A 17,705-nucleotide genomic window follows, 5' to 3' on the forward strand; every position below is an offset into this window, starting at 1 on the left:
CCGAAATCAGGCCCTAAGGTAACCACAAACCGGGTGGGCTACTTTTGTGTTGCCCATGTTCGCCTTTCACTCCCTGCCCGCCCTGCTGGCCGGCCGCCTGCTGCAGGCCCCGGCCCACGCCGCCGAGGTGCGCCACCTCCTGCTCGACAGCCGCCGGGTGGGCCAGCCCGCCGGCGCCCTGTTTTTTGCCCTGCGCGGCCCCAGCCACGACGGCCACCGCTACCTGCCCGAGCTCTACGCCCAGGGCGTGCGCCTGTTTGTAGTAGAAGAAAACGCCGACCTTCCCGGCGGCCTCTCGGCCTACCCCGAAGCCGGCATAATGGAGGTAGCCAGTCCGCTGGCCGCCCTGCAGGGCCTGGCCGCCGCCCAGCGCCGCCGCTTCAGTGGCCCCGTGCTGGCCATCACCGGCTCCAACGCCAAAACCATTGTAAAGGAGTGGCTGGCCCAGCTGCTCAGCCCCGACGAGGACATCTGCCGCTCGCCGCGCTCCTACAACTCCCAGGTGGGCGTGCCCCTGAGCGTGTGGGAGCTCAACCCCAGCCACCATACCCTGGGTATTTTCGAGGCCGGCATCTCTGAAGTAGGGGAGATGCCGCGCCTGGCCCAGGTGATTCAGCCCACCCAGGGCCTGTTTACCAACCTCGGCTCGGCCCACGACGCCGGCTTCGCTTCCCGCGACGAGAAGCTGCATGAAAAGCTGCGCCTGTTCCAGGGACCGGGCCTGGAGCGGCTGTTCTACTGCCACGACCAGCCCGCCGTGCGCGAGGCCGTGGCGGCCCTGGGCCTGCCCGGCTTCGGCTGGACCAGCCAGGGGGCGCCTGGCGCCGCCGTGCAGTTTGTGCTGCATGAGGCGGATGCCAACGCACCGGCCACCATCGAAGCCCAATACGGCGACCACAGCCACACCTTCAGCGCGGTGCTGCCCGACGCGCCCACCCGCGAAAACCTGCTGCACTGCCTGGCCGTGCTGCTGCAGCGCGGCGTGGAAGCCGCCGAAATCCAGCGCCGCCTCAGCCGCCTGCACCCGGTGGCCATGCGCCTGGAAATGAAGCAGGGCCGCCACGGCAGCTACCTGCTCGACGACACCTACAACAACGACCTGGCCGGCCTGGGCTTGGCCCTGGAATCGCTGCGCCGGCAGTCGCGCCCCGGCCGCCGCACCGTCATCCTCAGCGACGTGCTCGAGTCGGGCCTGCCCGCCCCCGAGCTCTACGCCCGCGTAGCCGGGCTGCTGGCCACGCACGGGGTAAGCCGGCTGGTAGCCATTGGGCCGGACATCAATGAGCAGTTAGCAATGAGCAATGAGCAATGGACGGTGGTTGAAGAACAAGAAGCCACCAGGCCCGCCAGGAAATTGCTCATTGCTCATTATTCATTGCTCATTGAATTCTACCCCAGTACCGAAGCCTTCCTCGCCACCCTCGACCCGGCCGCCTTCGCCCAGGAAACCATTCTGGTGAAAGGCGCCCGCCGCTTTGGCTTTGAGCGCATTGTGGCGGCCCTGCAGGCCCAGCAGCACGGCACCGTGCTGGAAGTAAACCTCGACGCCCTCAGCCACAACCTGCAGCACTACCGGCAGCGCCTGCAGCCCGGCACCCGCCTCATGGTGATGGTGAAGGCCTTTGCCTACGGCAGCGGCTCCTACGAAGTGGCCAGCCTGCTGCAGTTTCAGCGGGCCGACTACCTGGCCGTGGCCTATGCCGACGAAGGCGTGGCCCTGCGCGAGCACGGCATCAGCCTGCCCATCATGGTGATGAACCCGGCGCCCGACTCCTTCGACACCCTGCGCCGCTACCGCCTGGAGCCCGAAATCTACTCCTTCGACATGCTCCGCGAATACCTGCGCGCCAGCGCCGCCATGCAGCCTGCCCACCAGCAGGGGCATCACCCTGGCGCCTCTTCACCTCATCACCCTCTAACCTCATCACCTAGCATTCACCTCAAGCTCGACACCGGCATGCGCCGCCTGGGCTTTGAGGAAAGCGACGTGCCCGAGCTGGCCGCTCTGCTGCGTGAGCACCGCGCCCGCCTGCCCGTGGCCAGCCTCATGACGCACCTGGCGGCTTCCGACGAAGCCCGCCACGACAACTTCACCCGCGAGCAGCTGGCGGCCTTCCGCCGCATGGCCGCCGTGCTGGAAGAGGCCATTGGCCACCCCGTCCTCAAGCACGCCCTCAACTCGGCCGGCATCCTGCGCTTTCCCGACGCGCAGCTCGACATGGTGCGCCTGGGCATCGGCCTCTACGGCGTGGATGCCGGCGGCACCGACCAGGATGCCCTGCGCCCGGTAAGCAGCCTGCGCACCACCATCTCCCAGATTAAAGTGCTGCCCAAGGGGCAGACCGTCGGCTATGGCCGGCGCGGCAGCGGCACCGCCCACGAGCGCCGCATTGCCACCCTGGCCATTGGCTATGCCGACGGCTACGACCGCCGCTTCGGCAATGGCGTGGGCACGGTGCTGATTCACGGGCAGCCCGCGCCGCTGGTGGGCTCCGTGTGCATGGACATGTGCATGGTCGACGTAACCGACATCCCCCAGGCCCGGGCCGGCGACCTGGCCCTGGTGTTTGGTCCCGGCCTGGGCTTGCCTGACCTCGCTGCCCGCATCGGCACCATTGCCTATGAGCTGCTTACCAACGTGAGCGAGCGGGTGAAGCGCGTATTTGTAACGGAGTAAGCTCAAGCGCTATAAAAAATGACGGTAAACAGCCTTTTAAAGCCCGGTTTCTTTTTTTTGTGCAAGTCCGACAATGTTGGCAAGGTATTTATTTTGCTACTTTACAGGTTACACGGCGTAGCCCGGGCTGGCCACAGCCTTAATTTGTGGCGTTTTATCCGACGTATGACACTCCCTACACCCCGCCTATCTCGTTCTGCAAACGGCTTTTTACTGCTGATAGCCATGCTGAGCCTCATTAATATAGGTAATGCCAAGGCCCAGCCGGCAGCGGCAGCCCCCCCGGCTCTGGATGGCTTGTGGAAAGGCCCCCTGAAAGTACCCGGCGGCCAGCTCGAAGTCATCTTCCGCTTCGTGAAGCTGGCCAACAATGAATATTTTTCCACCCTCGACGTGCCGATGCAGAAAGTGAGCCGCATGGCCGTGAAAGTGGAAACCAAGGGCGACACCGTGGTACTTACGGCCGCCGAAGCCAACAGCCGCTTCTCAGGCACCATCGCCGCCGATGGCAAGCAGATGAATGGCATCTGGCAGCAGCCGGGCTACAAAGTGCCCCTCACGCTGTCGTTCACGGCCCTGCCCGCGCCCACGGCGAAAAACGTGCGCCTCACGCCGCCCTACCGCGAGGAAGATGTCAACTTCAGCAACCTGCCGGCCAGCCTGCGCCTGGCCGGGCAGCTTACCATTCCGGCCGGCCCGGGCCCATTTCCGGCCGTGGTCCTCGTCTCCGATGCCGGCCCCCAGGACCGTGACGGCACCGTGGGCGACTTCGGTCCCATGGGCCTGCTGGCCGACTACCTCACCCGCCGGGGCATTGCTGTGCTGCGCTTCGACGACCGCGGCGTGGGCAAGTCCGAGGGCAACTATGCCAGCGCCACCACCGCCGACCTGGTCACCGACGCCCAGGCCGGCCTGAACTTCCTGCGCACCCGCCCCGAGATTAACCTTTCCCAACTGGGACTGATTGGGCACGGGGAAGGCGGCAACGTGGCCCTGCTGGCCGCCACCCAGCCCCTGCCGCCCGCCTTCGTGGTAACGCTGGCCGCCTATGGCCTGACGGGCCGCGACCTGGCCGTGCAGCAGCAGGCTACCGCCCTGCGGGCCGTAGGCACGGCAGCTGCCCAGGTGGAGGCCGCCACCAAGCGCCAGCTGGCCATGTTCGAGATTATTCGCCAGACGCCCGATAATGCCCAGGCCCAGGCCATTGTGGCTAACATGCTGAAGCAAAACAACGCCACCATGGACAACGCCGCCGCCCAAACCAGCGCGGCAGAAATGACCTCGGCCCGGTACCGCTATTTCCTGGCCTTCAACCCCGTGGAAAAGCTGACCGCCGTGAAGTGCCCCGTGCTGCTGCTCAACGGCACCGCCGACCTGTCCGTGGCTGCCGACCCTAACCTCGACGCCCTGTCCCGGGGGCTGAAGCTGAATAAGAACGTTACCATAAAGAAGCTGCCCGGCGTCAACCACCTGTTCCAGCCCGAGCCCGGGCAGTGGCCCATCCTGAACGGGCAGCCCCACCCCAACTTCTCGCCCGCTGCCCAGGAAGCCATCCGTGAATGGATTGTGAGCCAGACCAAAAAATAAATCGCTGATTAGCGCTGATTCTTTTGATTGCGCTGATTCCTGCTCTGTCCCATTGATTGCAAAAGCCCCACCGAAATTTCGGTGGGGCTTTTTGCTGTGCTCGCCTTGTCGTGCTGTAACGCGGAATTCCATTCCGCGCTCCCCAGGCTTTGAGCCAGCACCGGCAGCGCCACGGCCCGCACTACAGCTACTGCCAGGCGCCCGGTAGCAGCTGTAGTGCGGGCCGTAGTACTACAGCTGTTATGCGCACCAACAGCCTGCTGGTTACAAGCCTCGCTGCTCTCTGTTGGTCCTTGCTTTAAGTACGCACCCAGCAAAAGTTGAAGCCTGCCACTTGAGCAAAAAAGCAGGAGCAAGCGCCAAGCCATTCCCGGGCAGAGAACAAGTGGTGAAGCGCCGGAAGTCTTTCGGCGCAGAAAGGACCACCGCACTACAAAAAAAGCCCTGCCGGAAGGCAGGGCTTTTCAATAAAGGGAGAATCAGCGCAATCAATAAAATCAGCGCTAATCAGTGATTTACTTAATCATGTCTACCTCGGCCTTAATCATGGCGTTGTAGCGCTGCCCGTTGCCGTTGGCCAGGGTGAGCAGGTTCCAGCCCTTGCCGATGGTATAGCTCCAGGTGCGGCTTTCCTTGAACTCGAAGGTGGGACGCATAATCTGGCCGTAGGGCGTGTAGTTGTCCATGAAGTTGGTGCTGTAGAACTTGTCGCCGCCCACAATCCACTCCATGGCCACGAAAAAGCCCTCTTCAGGGGCAGGAATGTTGTACGAAGTCAGGTCGATGGTGTACCACTCGCCGCCACGCGACGCCGACACTACCACGTTTTCGGTGAGCAGGTCGGTGTTGGGCGAGTTATAGTTGCCGTCGGCCTTGTAGAGGCGCACGCGGAAAGGCTCGCGGGGGAAGCCGTTCTCGCCGATGTAGAACGACACCGTCCGCACGTTGCCCAGCTTGCGCTGCTTCTCGTTTTTGATGAAGAAGGCGTACTGGCTGCCGGGCAGGCCCTGAATCATGCCTTCGCCGGGGTTGTTGGACTTGGCGCCCAGGCCCAGGTTTTTCACCTTGCCGCCGGTTATAGTGATGCCTTCCAGTTTAATTTCTCGCTTTTTCAGCTCGATGATAAGGTCTTCGGTAGCCCCCCGCTTGATGATGATGCCGGCGCGCTCGTAGCCCAGCGTCATAACAATCAGGGAGTCGGTGTTGGTTTTCTCCAGGCCGGCCAGCTGAAAGTAGCCGTATTCGTTGGTGAGAGCCCCGGTGCCTTCTTCGCGCAGCCCGATGGAGGCAAAGGGAATCGGGTCTTTGGTCTTGGCATCAACCACACGGCCCGTAATGCGGTTTTCCTGTGCCCAGCTCAAAGCCGGCAGCAGCAGAAATACCATCAAAGCGAGAAAAGGTATGCGTTTAATCATCGCCGTCATAAGATAATTGATTGAAGACTGGCAAATTTACAAATTTTAGACCACTCTTTCGCCATTTAAACTTCTCAAAGGCACGAAGTAATCTAACGAATGCAAATAACTGCCAAATTAGAAGAATTTGAACGTTATGCTTAAATAATAGGACCTGCCTGCGGGTTTTACCCAAAAAAGGCCTGACAGGCACCAGCGGCCCCATAAAGGGGAAATCGATGAGGGAGCACGAAGGTTTAAGTGAACCTTGGCTGCCCCGGTAAAGCAGTAAAAACCCGGCTGAAACGACGGGTTTTTACTGCCATAAATTATTGAAAGAGCTTATTTATAAGCGTCTACTTCAGCCCGAATCATGGCATTGTAGCGCGAGTTGCCATTGGCCAGCGTAATAAGGCTCCAGCCGCGGCCAATGGTGTAGTTCCAGGTGCGGCTGTCTTTGAACTCGAAGGTGGGACGTAAAATCTGCCCATATGGGGTATAGCTGTCCATGAAGTTGGTTGTGTAGAACTTGTCGCCACTCACAATCCATTCCATGGCCACATAGAAGCCCTCTTCCGGAGCGGGTATGCTGTAGGACGTCAGGTCTACCGTAAACCACTCACCACCCCGGGCGGCCGACACCACTACGTTTTCGGTAAGCATGTCGGTATTGGGCGAGTTGTAGTTGCCGTCGGCCTTGTAGAGGCGCACGCGGAAAGGCTCGCGGGGAAAGCCGTTCTCGCCGATGTAGAACGACACCGAGCGGATAAAGCCCAGCTTCTTGCCCTTCTCATTTTTCATCAGGGTGGCGTACTGGCTGCCCGGCATGCCCTGAATCATGCCCTGGTCGGGGGTGTTGGAGCGAGCCCCCAGCATCATAGGACGCACTTTGCTGGCTTCTACCACGAAGCCTTCCAGCTTGATGGTTTGCCGAGGCAGGTCGATGATGAGGTCTTCCATCTTGCCGCGTCGCACCATTAAGGCCGTGCGCTTAAAGCCCAGTGCCATTACAATGATGGAGTCGTCGATGCTCCGTACCGGCATAGCCAATTGAAAGAAACCATACTCATTGGTAAGAGCGCCAGTACCTTCCTCACGCAGGGTAATGGAAGCAAAGGGAATTGGCTCCTTGGATTCTGCATCTACCACCCGGCCAGTGATGCGGTCACCTTGTGCCCAGCTCAGAGTTGGATACAAGGAGGTTAGAAGGAAGAGTAGAAGTAAGCGACTTAGCATAGCACAGAGAATGAAAAAATGGCTTGTCTACAAATTTACAGGTAAAAACGACATAGTAACCCCCTCCTTAAATGGGATGCCTTATTGATGCAACTTTCCCCCTCAATAGTAATAAAATAAGAAATGTAGGCCATCTAAGACAGCAATGTTTTTAATTAGGTCGACTGATTTGTTCCATTTGGATAGCAGGCACTGCAGACGAAATCACTAACTTTAGGCTCTTTTTGCCCAAATTGGTATTTTAATAAGGTATGAGACTTTTTACTTGGGTGGTAGCCGGGGTACTGAGCTGGACGGCTGCGATGCCGGCCGCAAAAGCACAAAGTGCGCCACCACGGCCTTTGCCTTTGGGTGGGTTGTGGAAAGGGCCGCTGCCAGTACTGGGGGGTAAGCTGGATATGACCATCAGCGTGGTGCCACTGGCGGGGGGCACCTTTTTCGCTGCCCTCGATGTGCCTGCCCAGAAAGTATTTCGCATGCCGGTGGAAGTAACCGTGCGCGGCGACTCGGTACTGCTTTGGATGCCCCAGGCCGAAAGCCGCTACAAGGCCCGGCTTGATACCGTACGCAAAGAGCTGAGCGGTACCTGGACCCAGCCCGGGGTGAGCTCGCCGGTAGTGCTGCACCACGCGCCCATGCCCACAGCCTCGGGCAAAGGCACGCGCCTGACGCCGCCTTACCGCGAGGAAGAAGTGGTGTTCAGCAACCCGGCTTCGCGCCTGAACCTGGGCGGTACCCTCACCATTCCGCCCGGCCCCGGCCCTTTCCCGGCCGTGGTGCTGGTGAGCGACATGGGCCCGCACGACCGCGACGGCAGCGTAAACGATTTCCGCCTGCTGGGCGCCCTGGCCGATTACCTTACCCGGCGCGGCATTGCCGTGCTGCGCTACGACGACCGCGGCGTGGGCCAGTCGGGCGGCAGCTCGGCTGCGGCCACCACGGCTGCCCTGGTAACCGACGTACAGGCGGCGCTGAACTTCCTGCGGGCCCGCCTCGAAATCAACATCAACCGCATCGGGGTAGTTGGGCACGGCGAGGGCGCCAATGTGGCCCTGCTGGCCGCCGGGCAGCCGCTGCCGCCGGCATTTGTGGTGTCGCTGGCCGGCTACGGCCTGCCCGGGCAGCAAACCCTGCTGCAGCAGCAGGTAGACCAGCTCAAGGCCCAGAAGCTGGACCCGGCCAAGGTGCAGGCCGCTTATGAGCGCCAGCGCACCATGTACGACATCATCCGCCAGACCAATGCCCAGCAGGCCCAGGCCATTGTGGCCAACATGCTGCGCCAGGACTGCGACGGCATGGACCCCCGCGCCGCCCAGAGCGAAGCCGCCCAGATGCTGACGCCCTGGCAGCGCTACTTCCTGGCCTTCGACCCCATTGCCAGCCTCGACCAGGTGAAGTGCCCCGTGCTGCTGCTCAACGGCACCAACGACCTGGAGGCCCCGGCCGACCTGCACCTTTCGGCCCTGGAAAAAGAGCTGAAAAGCGTGAACAAAGCCACCACCAGCAAGCGCCTGGCGGGCCTCAACCACCTGTTTCAGCCTCCCAAAACGGAGTGGACCCTGCTGAACGGGGAGATGCGGCCCCTTGTGTCGCCCATAGCCCAGGAAGCTATCCGGGAGTGGATTACGGGGTTGAGCGCCAAGAAGTAAATCGCTGATTAGCGCTGATTTTATTGATTGCGCTGATTCTTTCAGATAGCTGCTTGCAAATGGCAAGGCCCCGCCCGTTATCCGGGCGGGGCCTTGCTGTTTATCCTTGCTTGCCGGCTACTTAATCATGTCCACCTCGGCGTTAATCATGGCGTTGTAAGCCCGGCCGTTGGCATTGACGAGGGGTAGCTGGTTCCAGCCCTGCCCGGCCACATAGGTCCAGGTGCGGCTTTCCTTGAACTCAAAGGTGGGACGCAAAGCCTGGCCGTAGGAGCTGCCGCTTTCCAGGAAGGTGGCCGCTTTGAAATTGGGCGGCTGGAGCCAGTCCATAGCCACGAAGAAGCCTGCCTCGGGCGCGGGAATGTTGTAAGGGGTCAGGTCGACCGTGAACCACCCGCCTCCGCGGGGGGCTGACACCACAACATTTTCAAGCAGCAGGTCGCGGCCGGGCCCTCCCGATGTCTGATTAATCGAATAAATCCGAACCCGGAACTTGGTGCGAGGCTGGCCGCTCTCGGCAATGTAAAAGGCTGCCGACCTGACATGCATCATTTCGCGGCCCTTTTCATTTTTCATAAAAGTGGCGAACTGCGAGCCCGGCATTCCCTGGATGAGGCCTTCACCCGGCTGGCGGGAGCGGGCTCCCAAGGTATAAGGAACAGCTTTGTCGCTACGCAGAACCAGGTTGCTAAGCGGTATCACAGTTTTTGGAAGCTCCAGCTTGAGGGGTTCAGCTGTGGCAGTAGGGCTGAAGGCTTGCTTAACCGGCTCATAGCCCAGCCCCATGCCAATAAGCGTGTCTGGCAGGAACTGCCCGGGAGCTTCGATAAGAACCTTGCCCAGGCTATCGGCAAAGAACCTTGCCTTTTGGCCTTGCATGTCTACCCAGGCGTAGGGAATTGGCTTTCTGGTTTTCTGGTCAACAATGGCTCCTTCCCACTTGGCTGTGGGTGCCTGGGCGCGGCACTGCCCGGTAAATAGAAAGCCAGCCAGGGCAAGAAGTGCTAGGCGCATAAGAAACGCTGAGAAGGTAGACGGACTGCATGCAAATAAAGCAATAATCCTCACCTCCGCCCGGCAGCTTACTTAATCATGTCCACCTCGGCCTTAATCATGGCGTTGTAGCGCAGGCCCTGGGCGTTGGCAGCGGTGATGAGGCTCCAGCCCTTGCCCATGGTGTAGTTCCAGGTGCGGCTTTCCTTGAACTCGAAGGTGGGGCGCATAATCTGGCCGTAGGGCTGGTAGTCGTCCATGAAGTTGGTGGCGAAGAACTTGTCGCCGCTTACTACCCATTCCATGGCCACGAAGAAGCCTTCCTCGGGCGCCACGATGTTGTAGGGCGTCAGGTCGACGGTGTACCACTGCCCGCCCTGGGGGGCCGACACGATGACGTTTTCGGTGAGCAGGTCGGTGTTGGGCGAGTTGTAGTTGCCGTCGGCCTTGTAGAGGCGCACGCGGAAAGGCTCGCGGGGGAAGCCGTTCTCGCCGATGTAGAACGACACCGTCCGTACGTTGCCCAGGCGCTTGTTCTTCTCGTTTTTCACGAAGAAGGCGTACTGGCTGCCGGGCAGGCCCTGAATCATGCCTTCGCCGGGGTCGCTGGACTTGGCGCCCAGGCCCAGGTTTTTCACCTTGCCGGCCTTCACCGTGACACCACCCAGCTCCACGGCCCGCTTGGGCACCTCAATGGTGAGGTTGTCGATGGCCACGCCCCGCTTCACGACAATGGTTTTGCGGTAGTAGCCCAGGGCCATTACCTGCAGGGTATCCTGGGCATTCTTGGTGGGAGCGGGCACAATGAACAGGCCGTGCTCGTTGCTGAGCGCGCCAATCTGCTCTTCCTTCAGGCCAATGGACGTGAAGGGCAGCGGTTCTTTGGTGTCTTTGTCAACAATTACCCCCTTAATCTGGGCCGTTTGAGCCCAAGCGGCAGTTGAAGTTGAACCTAAAAATAATGCAATAAAAAGTAAGCGTTTGACCATAGCAGAAGGAGTAGAACAAACGAAATTACAAATTTTGGACTGAAAGTTATTGGATTTTGTGGGCACATAGCAATAGGACAGAGGCGAAACAATAAAATTCTTGGGCTAGAAGCTAGCCAGCGCAGAAAAAAATTTCTTCAGCGCAGGAAGCCGGCCCGAAACCTTCCTGCTTAGTACCTTTGTTTGTAGTCTTTCTAAATAAGCCGTCCCCCCTTCACCGATTTTCCTTACTGCCTTGGGTCTGTTTCGTCGCGCTGCTCGTTCTGTTTCTCCGGTGGTGGACTCGCGCCGCACGGCCCGGGACCTGCGTGTGGGCGAGAGCGGCACCATCTGCTGCCTCGAAGACCCCGAGATGGCGCTCAAGCTGCTGGAAATGGGTTGCTTGCCCGGAGTGCAGGTGCGGCTTAGCGGCCGGGCCCCACTGGGCGACCCGCTGATGCTGGTGCTGGGCGACGAGGAGTACACCCTTTCGCTGCGGGCCAGCGAGGCTGCTACCATTTTGTTGAAGGGCTAAGCGCAGGGCATGGCAGCACCGGTTATTGACACGGCGCCACTCGGCGCTACCGCCGCCGGCACCGGCGACGTTCAGTCCGGAGCCCACCTGGCCCTGACCCGTATTGCCCTGATTGGCAACCCCAACAGCGGCAAAACCTCGCTGTTCAACCAGCTCACGGGCCTGAACCAGAAGGTGGGCAACTTCCCCGGCGTGACGGTCGACCGTAAGTCGGGCTTTGCCCAGCTCTCGCCCACGCAGCGGGCCGAGATTGTGGATTTGCCGGGCACGTACTCGCTCTACCCCAAAAGCCTCGACGAGAAGGTAATAACCGACCTGCTCTACGACAAGGAGGCCAAGGGCTACCCCGACTTTGTGGTGGTAACGGTAGACGCCAGCAACCTGCGGCGCAGCCTGCTGCTGTTCAGCCAGCTGGCCGACCTGGAGCTGCCCGCCGTGCTGGCCCTGAACATGACCGACGTGGCCGAGCGGCGCGGCGTGCGCATCGACATTCCAGCCCTGGAGCAGGAGCTGGGCGTGCCCGTGATTCCCATGAACGCCCGCAACGGCAGCGGCATCGCGGCCCTCAAGATTGTGATGGCCCAGCGGCTGGCGGCGCCGCCCGTGCGCTTCTGGGAGCCGACGGAGGAGCTGCTGCCCATGGTGCGCCAGATTCGCTACTACTTTAACCTGCACAACGACTACCTGGCCCTGCACTACGCGCAGCAGTTCCGGCAGATTGGCTTCCTGAGTGCCGACGACAAGGCCCACATTCAGGAGCTGGTGCAGCAGTACCAGTTCGACGCCACCACCCAGCAGGCGGCCGAAACCATTGGCCGCTACCGCCGCATCAACGAGATACTGCTGGAAGCCGTGACGGTGGTGCGCACTGAGAAGCGCGAGCCGGTAAGCAACCGCATCGACAAGGTGCTGACCCACCGCGTGGGCGGCTACCTGATTTTCCTGAGCATCCTGTTCCTGCTCTTCCAGGCCATCTTCGCCTGGGCCCAGTACCCCATGGACTGGATTGAGCAAAGCATCGCGGCCCTGAGCGCCACCATTCAGAACAACTTCGACGGGCCCCTGGTGCGCCTGCTTACGGAGGGCGTGCTGGCCGGTCTGGGCGGGGTGCTGATTTTCATCCCCCAGATTGCCCTGCTGTTTGCTTTTCTGGCGGTGCTGGAGGAAACCGGCTACATGGCCCGGGTTACCTTTTTGATGGATAAGCTGATGCGGCCATTTGGGCTGAGCGGCAAAAGCGTGGTGCCCCTGATTTCGGGGCTAGCCTGCGCCGTGCCGGCCATTATGGGCGCCCGTACCATCGAGAGCTGGAAAGACCGGATGATAACCATCTTCGTGACCCCGCTGATGTCGTGCTCGGCCCGCATTCCGGTGTACACGGTGCTGGTGGCACTGGTGGTGCCCGACCGCGCCGTGCTGGGCATTCTTAACCTGCGCGGCGTGGCCCTGATGGCCTTGTACCTGCTGGGCTTTTTCACGGCCCTGGCCTCGGCCTGGGTGCTGAAAACCATTCTCAAAACGCGGGAGCGGAGCTACTTCATCATGGAGTTTCCGGTGTACAAGTGGCCGCGCTGGAAAAACGTGGGCATCACCATCTGGCAGAAGGTAAAGGCCTTTGTGTGGCAGGCTGGGCAGGTGATTGTGGCCATCTCAGTGGTGCTGTGGGTGCTGGCCAGCTACGGGCCCGGCAACAGCCAGGACCTGGCCGAAAAGCAGGTGCGGCAGCAGTATACCGCCCAGCCCGCCGGCCCCGCTGCTGCGGAGCTGGAGCGAAGCGTTGCGGCGGCCCGCCTCGAAAGCTCCTACGCCGGCATCTTCGGCCGCAGCATCGAGCCAGCCATCCGGCCCCTGGGCTTCGACTGGAAAATCGGCATTGCCCTGCTCACGTCGTTTGCGGCGCGGGAGGTGTTTGTCGGTACCATGTCGACCATTTATAGCGTAGGGCAGGACGCCGACCTGGGCACGGTGCAGGACAAGCTGCGGGCCGAGCGGGATGAGCAGGGCCAGCCGTTCTTCACGCCGGCGCGGGCCTTTTCCCTGCTGGTATTCTATGTGTTTGCCATGCAGTGCATGAGCACGCTGGCGGTTACCTACCGCGAAACCAAGAGCTGGCGCTGGCCGCTGGCGCAGCTGCTGTACATGACCGGGCTGGCGTATGCCATGGCCCTGCTGGTGTACCAGGTGCTGAAGTAGGGTTTTTCACCGCAGAGGGCGCGGAAGCTTCGCAGAGGAAGCGCAGAAGGGCAGAGGCTGTCCGAACGGGGACGTAGTGTCCGGTAATGGACAGGTTTTGGCGGAGATTCCTGCCTGGCATTGTGTGTACTTATCTAATAATCACTTTTTTATGTAAGTGGCACGGGCCTTGGCTTCAGAAGTAGGAAACCATCTTTTTCCTGCTCGAAAATGGACAGAGCCATTTCTGCTGCCACTCAAAACCAACGCCTGCGCCGCCGCTGGCTGCTGGGCATTGCCCTGGCCCTTGCCGTAGGGGCTGGCTTGTTTGCCTTCCGCTCGGTGCTAAAGCCCGGCATCAAGCGGGATAATATTCTGACGGCCGTGGCCGAAACCGGCGACGTGGAAGCGGCGCTTACGGCTTCCGGCGTGCTGGTGCCGGGGCATGAAGCCGTGATTACCAGTCCCATCCAAAGCACCATTCAGCGCATAAACGTAGCGGTAGGCAGCCGGGTGCAGCCGGGGCAAATCATTCTGGAGCTGGACAAAGAGCTGGCCGGCTCCAGCCTGGCCAAGCTCAGCGACGAGCAGCTGCGCAACCAGAACAAAAACTCCCAGCTGCAGCTCACCCTGGAGCGCAACCTCAACGACCTGCGGGCCCAGGAGCAGGTGCAGCGCGTGAAAGTGAGCAGCCTGCAGTCGACCCTGCGCGACGAGCAGCACCTGCTGAAAATCGGGGGCGGCACGGCCGAGAGCGTGCGCCAGGCCGAGCTGAACCTGGCCGTGGCCCAGCTGGAAGCTGAGCGCCTGCGCCGGCAGATTGAAAACCAGCAGCGGGTAAATGCCGCCGATGTGCGCGAGCTGGGCTACACCGTATCCATGCAGCAGCGCAGCATCAAGGAGCTGGCCGACAAGCTGCGGCAGGCCGACATCAGCAGCCAGCAGCCCGGCGTACTTACCTGGGTGAACGAGAACATTGGCAGCACGGTGCAGGCCGGCGACGCCCTGGCCCGCGTGGCCGACCTGAGCAGCTTCCGGGTGCGGGCTACCATCTCCGACACCTACGCCGAGCAGCTGCACCCCGGCGATGCCGTGGTGGTGCGGGTAAACGAAACCGACCTGCGCGGCCACATCAGCAACATCAGTCCGGCCGTGGAGAAAGGCGTGGTCACCTTTTTCGCCGAGCTCGACGACAACCACCACCCCGCCCTGCGCGCCAACCTGCGGGCCGACGTGTTTGTGGTAACCAAGTCGCATCACAACGTGCTGCGGCTCAAGAATGGCCCCTACTACCACGGGGGGCGCGAGCAGCTGGTATTCGTGGTGAAGGATGGGCGGGCCACCCGCCGTGTGGTGCAGCTCGGCGACAGCAACTTCGACTACGTGCAAGTCACCAGTGGCCTGCGCCCCGGCGAAGAGGTGGTGATTTCGGATATGAAAGACCACGAGGACACCCCCGAGCTGACGGTGAAGGAATAGCCCCAACCTGACCACACATGCGCCTCACCCCCCGGCCCCCTCTCCCACGGAGAGGGGGAGCCAGCCGACTTCTGCCGATACTCCTTTTATAGACCTGCTGACAATGCATTATCTGTCCTTCTTCTGCAAAAGCAAGCCTAGCCGCCCGCTTCAATCGTCAGGCTCCCCTCTCCTTTGGAGAGGGGCCGGGGGTGAGGCGCATCGCGGAGGGCGACTGGCCCTCTTAGCCCTGACCTTATTCTTCCCCCTGGCCACCCACGCCCAGCCCACTACGCTGACGCTGCCGGCCATTATTGACCAGGCCCTGAGCCACTCGGCCGCCGGGCACCAGGCCCACACCAACCGCGAAACCGGCTACTGGCAGTGGCGCGGGTTTCAGGCCAACTACCGGCCCCAGCTGGGTTTGCAAGGCACGGTGCCCAACTTCAGCCGGGTGATTACGCCCGTGGTGCAGCCCGACGGCACCACCGATTTCCGGGCCGTGCGCATCAACAACTCCAACCTGGCCCTGACGCTCAGCCAGAACATCGGCCTTACCGGGGGGCAGCTGGTTCTGGGCTCGGAGGTGCAGCGCTTCGATGATTTCAACGGCGAGCTGAAGCGCTACAACAACCAGCCCTTTACCATTGGCGTGGTGCAGCCCCTGGGGCAGTTCAACGGCCTGGCCTGGAACCGGCGCATTGAGCCGTTGCGCTACCAGGAAAGCCAGCGCCAGTACGTGGAGGAGCGCGAAACTATTGCCCAGCGCGTGGCCGAGCTGTACTTCGACGTGCTGCTGCAGCAGGTGAATGCCGATGTGGCAGGCCAGAATGCCCGCGCCGCCGCCGAGATGCTGCGCGTGGGCCAGGAGAAGTTCAAGCTGGGCCGCCTTTCGCAGAGCGACCTGCTGCAGCTGGAGCTGAACGTGCTGGATGCCCGCCAGGCCCAGGCCCGGGCCCAGATGGAAGCCGAAAACGCGGCGGTTAGCCTGCAGGCCTACACCGGGCTGCCCGGTACGGAGGCGCCCCAGCTGGCCGTGCCGCCGGCGGCGCAGCTGCCGCCGGTAGCACCGGCCCAGGCCCTGGAGCAGGCACGCCAGCACCGCAGCAGCACCCTGGCCTTCCGCCGCCGCCTGCTGCAGGCCGAGCGCGACGTGGCCCTGGCCAAGGGCAGCACCGGCCTGCAGGCATCCCTGACGGCTAACCTGGGCTACGTAAACCAGGCCGAGAACCTGGGCACTACCTACAGCAACCTGCAAAACCAGCAGCAGGTCCGGCTGGCTTTCAGCATGCCCATCGTGGACTGGGGCCGGCAGAAATCCATTGTGAAAACCGCCGAGCTGGCCCGCGAGCAGGTGCAGTACAACGTAGCCCAGGAGGAGCGCAGCTTCGAGCAAACCGTGCTTACCCAGGCGGGCCAGCTGCCTTCCCTGAGCCAGCAGCTGCGCCTGGCGGCCCGGGCCGACTCCCTGGCCCAGCAGCGCTACGACATTGCCCGCGCTACCTACCTCGTGGGCCGCATCAGCCTCAACGATGTAAACCTGGCCCTGGCCGCCAAGGACCTGGCCAAGCGCGGCTACATCGCCGCCCTGCGCGCCTGCTGGGTGGCCCACTACCGCCTGCGCGCCCTCACGCTGTACGACTTCGAACGCCAGCAGCCCCTGGCCTCGGCTGCACCGGCCCGGTAAGACTTTGCCACCCTCTCTTTTTAGTGAATGCTTTGGGTAAAGCCTCGGAAAGGCCCGGCAGAATTCTGCCGGGCTTTTTTATAAGGTAAGCTTGGAAGGATAGATTGGCGAGTTCAGCCCAAGCATGGCTTCCTGGCCCGTTCACCCCACCCCGGCCCCTCCCCTCCGGGGGAGGGGTGCCAATTCCATTAAAGGAGTCGTCCGACGCGTTGCAAAGCAAGAGCCTACCGCCGCCAACTGAAGGGCAAATTCTGAAAAGGAGTCGTCAGGCTCCCCTCTCCCGGAGGATTCCGCGCATCAAGCGGCGGGGCCGGGGGGGGTAAACGGGCGAAGGCTGCAGCAACTACCGAACAGCGCCCTTATCCACTACCGAACACAGTGTCCGTTTCCGAACATCTTTTTTGGGCGGGCAAAATGAGGATTTGTGTAAAAGATTCTGATTTTAAGTTAGTTGTGTTTTTGGCACACCGCTTGGCTAAGTAGGGTAGGCCCTGGTGCCCTGCTGACCAGAATCGAACAACTCCTTCACCCCGCGCTTTTCTCACCTTTTTCTCATGGAAAACCTGCTCGCCCACCCCACCGATGTACGCACCCCGGCCAAGGCCCCGGCTGGTGCGCCGATTCTTCGCCTTATCGACATCGAAAAGGTGTACCAGACCAAGACCATCGAGACGGTGGCGCTGAACCGCGTAAACCTCACCATCAACCGCGGGGAGTTTGTGTCCATCATGGGGCCCAGCGGCTGCGGCAAGTCTACGCTGCTGAGCCTGATAGGCCTGCTCGACGAGCCCACCAGCGGCACCATCGAAATTGACGGCCGCCCGGTACGCTCCTACTCCGATAAGGAGGTGGCCAACCTGCGCAACCTGAAAATCGGCTTCGTCTTCCAGAGCTACCACCTCATCAACGACTTGTCGGTGCTCGACAACGTGGAGCTGCCGCTGCTGTACCGTAGCAGCGTAGGCGGCAAAGAGCGCCGGCAGCGGGCCCTGGCTGCTCTCGACAAGGTGGGGCTGAGTGCGCGCACCGGCCACTTCCCCAGCCAGCTTTCCGGCGGGCAGCGCCAGCGCGTGGCCATTGCCCGGGCGCTGGTGGGCCAGCCGGAAATCATTCTGGCCGACGAACCTACCGGCAACCTCGACTCGGTGATGGGCGAGGAGATTATGGACCTGCTGCTCAGCCTCAACCGCGAGGAAGGCACCACCATCGTGATGGTAACCCACGACGAGCAGCAAGCCCTGAAAACCCAGCGCCTGATTCGCTTCTTCGACGGCAGCCAGGTGCAGTAACGCGGAATTCCATTCCGCGCCGGCACTGCTACTAGTTACACTCATTCGCGGAGTGAAACT

At 61.6% G+C, this 17,705-nt stretch carries 12 protein-coding genes; 8 read left to right on the plus strand and 4 right to left on the minus strand.

Going from position 1 to position 17,705, the window contains the following annotated elements:
* Positions 1 to 55 precede the first annotated feature (55 nt).
* Together ABD919_RS06335 and ABD919_RS06340 are read left to right on the plus strand one after the other, a co-directional pair.
* On the plus strand, positions 56 to 2,677 hold the full coding sequence (locus tag ABD919_RS06335) for a bifunctional UDP-N-acetylmuramoyl-tripeptide:D-alanyl-D-alanine ligase/alanine racemase (RefSeq protein ID WP_345234846.1): 2,622 nt from the start codon (positions 56 to 58) through the stop codon (positions 2,675 to 2,677).
* Positions 2,678 to 2,902: 225 nt separating this feature from the next.
* Entirely contained in the window at positions 2,903 to 4,264 is a 1,362-nt protein-coding gene (locus ABD919_RS06340) for an alpha/beta hydrolase family protein (RefSeq protein ID WP_345234848.1), read from the plus strand.
* 515 nt (positions 4,265 to 4,779) lie between these two features.
* Here ABD919_RS06340 and ABD919_RS06345 read toward each other — a convergent pair.
* Together ABD919_RS06345 and ABD919_RS06350 are read right to left on the minus strand one after the other, a co-directional pair.
* On the minus strand, positions 4,780 to 5,649 hold the full coding sequence (locus tag ABD919_RS06345) for a carboxypeptidase-like regulatory domain-containing protein (protein ID WP_345235200.1): 870 nt from the start codon (positions 5,647 to 5,649) through the stop codon (positions 4,780 to 4,782).
* 351 nt (positions 5,650 to 6,000) lie between these two features.
* Positions 6,001 to 6,855, minus strand: coding sequence for a carboxypeptidase-like regulatory domain-containing protein (locus ABD919_RS06350; protein ID WP_345234850.1), 855 nt, complete (start codon positions 6,853 to 6,855; stop codon positions 6,001 to 6,003).
* A gap of 437 nt (positions 6,856 to 7,292) precedes the next feature.
* On the opposite strand from ABD919_RS06350, the gene ABD919_RS06355 reads away from it, so the two are divergent.
* Positions 7,293 to 8,543, plus strand: coding sequence for an alpha/beta hydrolase family protein (locus ABD919_RS06355; protein ID WP_345234852.1), 1,251 nt, complete (start codon positions 7,293 to 7,295; stop codon positions 8,541 to 8,543).
* 117 nt (positions 8,544 to 8,660) lie between these two features.
* Here ABD919_RS06355 and ABD919_RS06360 read toward each other — a convergent pair whose 3' ends face one another.
* Both ABD919_RS06360 and ABD919_RS06365 read right to left on the minus strand, forming a co-directional pair.
* Entirely contained in the window at positions 8,661 to 9,557 is an 897-nt protein-coding gene (locus tag ABD919_RS06360) for a hypothetical protein (RefSeq protein ID WP_345234854.1), read from the minus strand.
* A gap of 68 nt (positions 9,558 to 9,625) precedes the next feature.
* Entirely contained in the window at positions 9,626 to 10,525 is a 900-nt protein-coding gene (locus ABD919_RS06365; RefSeq protein WP_345234856.1) for a carboxypeptidase-like regulatory domain-containing protein, read from the minus strand.
* Positions 10,526 to 10,760: 235 nt separating this feature from the next.
* Here ABD919_RS06365 and ABD919_RS06370 point away from each other — a divergent pair, with 235 nt between their 5' ends.
* The 5 genes from ABD919_RS06370 to ABD919_RS06390 all read left to right on the plus strand — a co-directional run bounded on the left by ABD919_RS06370 (position 10,761) and on the right by ABD919_RS06390 (position 17,645).
* Positions 10,761 to 11,039, plus strand: a complete 279-nt coding sequence (locus tag ABD919_RS06370) for a FeoA family protein (RefSeq protein WP_345234858.1) — start codon at positions 10,761 to 10,763, stop codon at positions 11,037 to 11,039.
* A 9-nt stretch (positions 11,040 to 11,048) separates the two neighbouring features.
* Complete coding sequence (feoB, locus tag ABD919_RS06375; protein WP_345234860.1) at positions 11,049 to 13,232, plus strand: ferrous iron transport protein B; 2,184 nt, start codon at positions 11,049 to 11,051, stop codon at positions 13,230 to 13,232.
* 210 nt (positions 13,233 to 13,442) lie between these two features.
* The gene (locus ABD919_RS06380; RefSeq protein ID WP_345234862.1) at positions 13,443 to 14,690 is read left to right on the plus strand and encodes an efflux RND transporter periplasmic adaptor subunit; all 1,248 of its coding nucleotides are present in this window, start codon (positions 13,443 to 13,445) and stop codon (positions 14,688 to 14,690) included.
* 103 nt (positions 14,691 to 14,793) lie between these two features.
* Complete coding sequence (locus ABD919_RS06385) at positions 14,794 to 16,356, plus strand: TolC family protein (RefSeq protein WP_345234864.1); 1,563 nt, start codon at positions 14,794 to 14,796, stop codon at positions 16,354 to 16,356.
* A 620-nt stretch (positions 16,357 to 16,976) separates the two neighbouring features.
* A complete protein-coding gene (locus ABD919_RS06390; protein WP_345235202.1) occupies positions 16,977 to 17,645 on the plus strand; it encodes an ABC transporter ATP-binding protein in 669 nt (222 codons plus the stop codon).
* Positions 17,646 to 17,705: the final 60 nt, after the last annotated feature.

The organism is Hymenobacter saemangeumensis (assembly GCF_039541835.1).
Classification (GTDB): Bacteria; Bacteroidota; Bacteroidia; order Cytophagales; family Hymenobacteraceae; genus Hymenobacter; species Hymenobacter saemangeumensis.

Bases quoted from the DNA above. Each gene is read 5' to 3' on its own strand.
- ABD919_RS06335 (WP_345234846.1), top strand. From the start codon at position 56: ATGTTCGCCTTTCACTCCCTGCCCGCCCTGCTGGCCGGCCGCCTGCTG.
- ABD919_RS06340 (WP_345234848.1), top strand. From the start codon at position 2,903: ATGCTGAGCCTCATTAATATAGGTAATGCCAAGGCCCAGCCGGCAGCG.
- ABD919_RS06345 (WP_345235200.1), bottom strand. From the start codon at position 5,649: ATGGTATTTCTGCTGCTGCCGGCTTTGAGCTGGGCACAGGAAAACCGC.
- ABD919_RS06355 (WP_345234852.1), top strand. From the start codon at position 7,293: ATGACCATCAGCGTGGTGCCACTGGCGGGGGGCACCTTTTTCGCTGCC.
- ABD919_RS06360 (WP_345234854.1), bottom strand. From the start codon at position 9,557: ATGCGCCTAGCACTTCTTGCCCTGGCTGGCTTTCTATTTACCGGGCAG.
- ABD919_RS06365 (WP_345234856.1), bottom strand. From the start codon at position 10,525: ATGGTCAAACGCTTACTTTTTATTGCATTATTTTTAGGTTCAACTTCA.
- feoB (WP_345234860.1), top strand. From the start codon at position 11,049: ATGGCAGCACCGGTTATTGACACGGCGCCACTCGGCGCTACCGCCGCC.
- ABD919_RS06380 (WP_345234862.1), top strand. From the start codon at position 13,443: ATGGACAGAGCCATTTCTGCTGCCACTCAAAACCAACGCCTGCGCCGC.
- ABD919_RS06385 (WP_345234864.1), top strand. From the start codon at position 14,794: ATGCATTATCTGTCCTTCTTCTGCAAAAGCAAGCCTAGCCGCCCGCTT.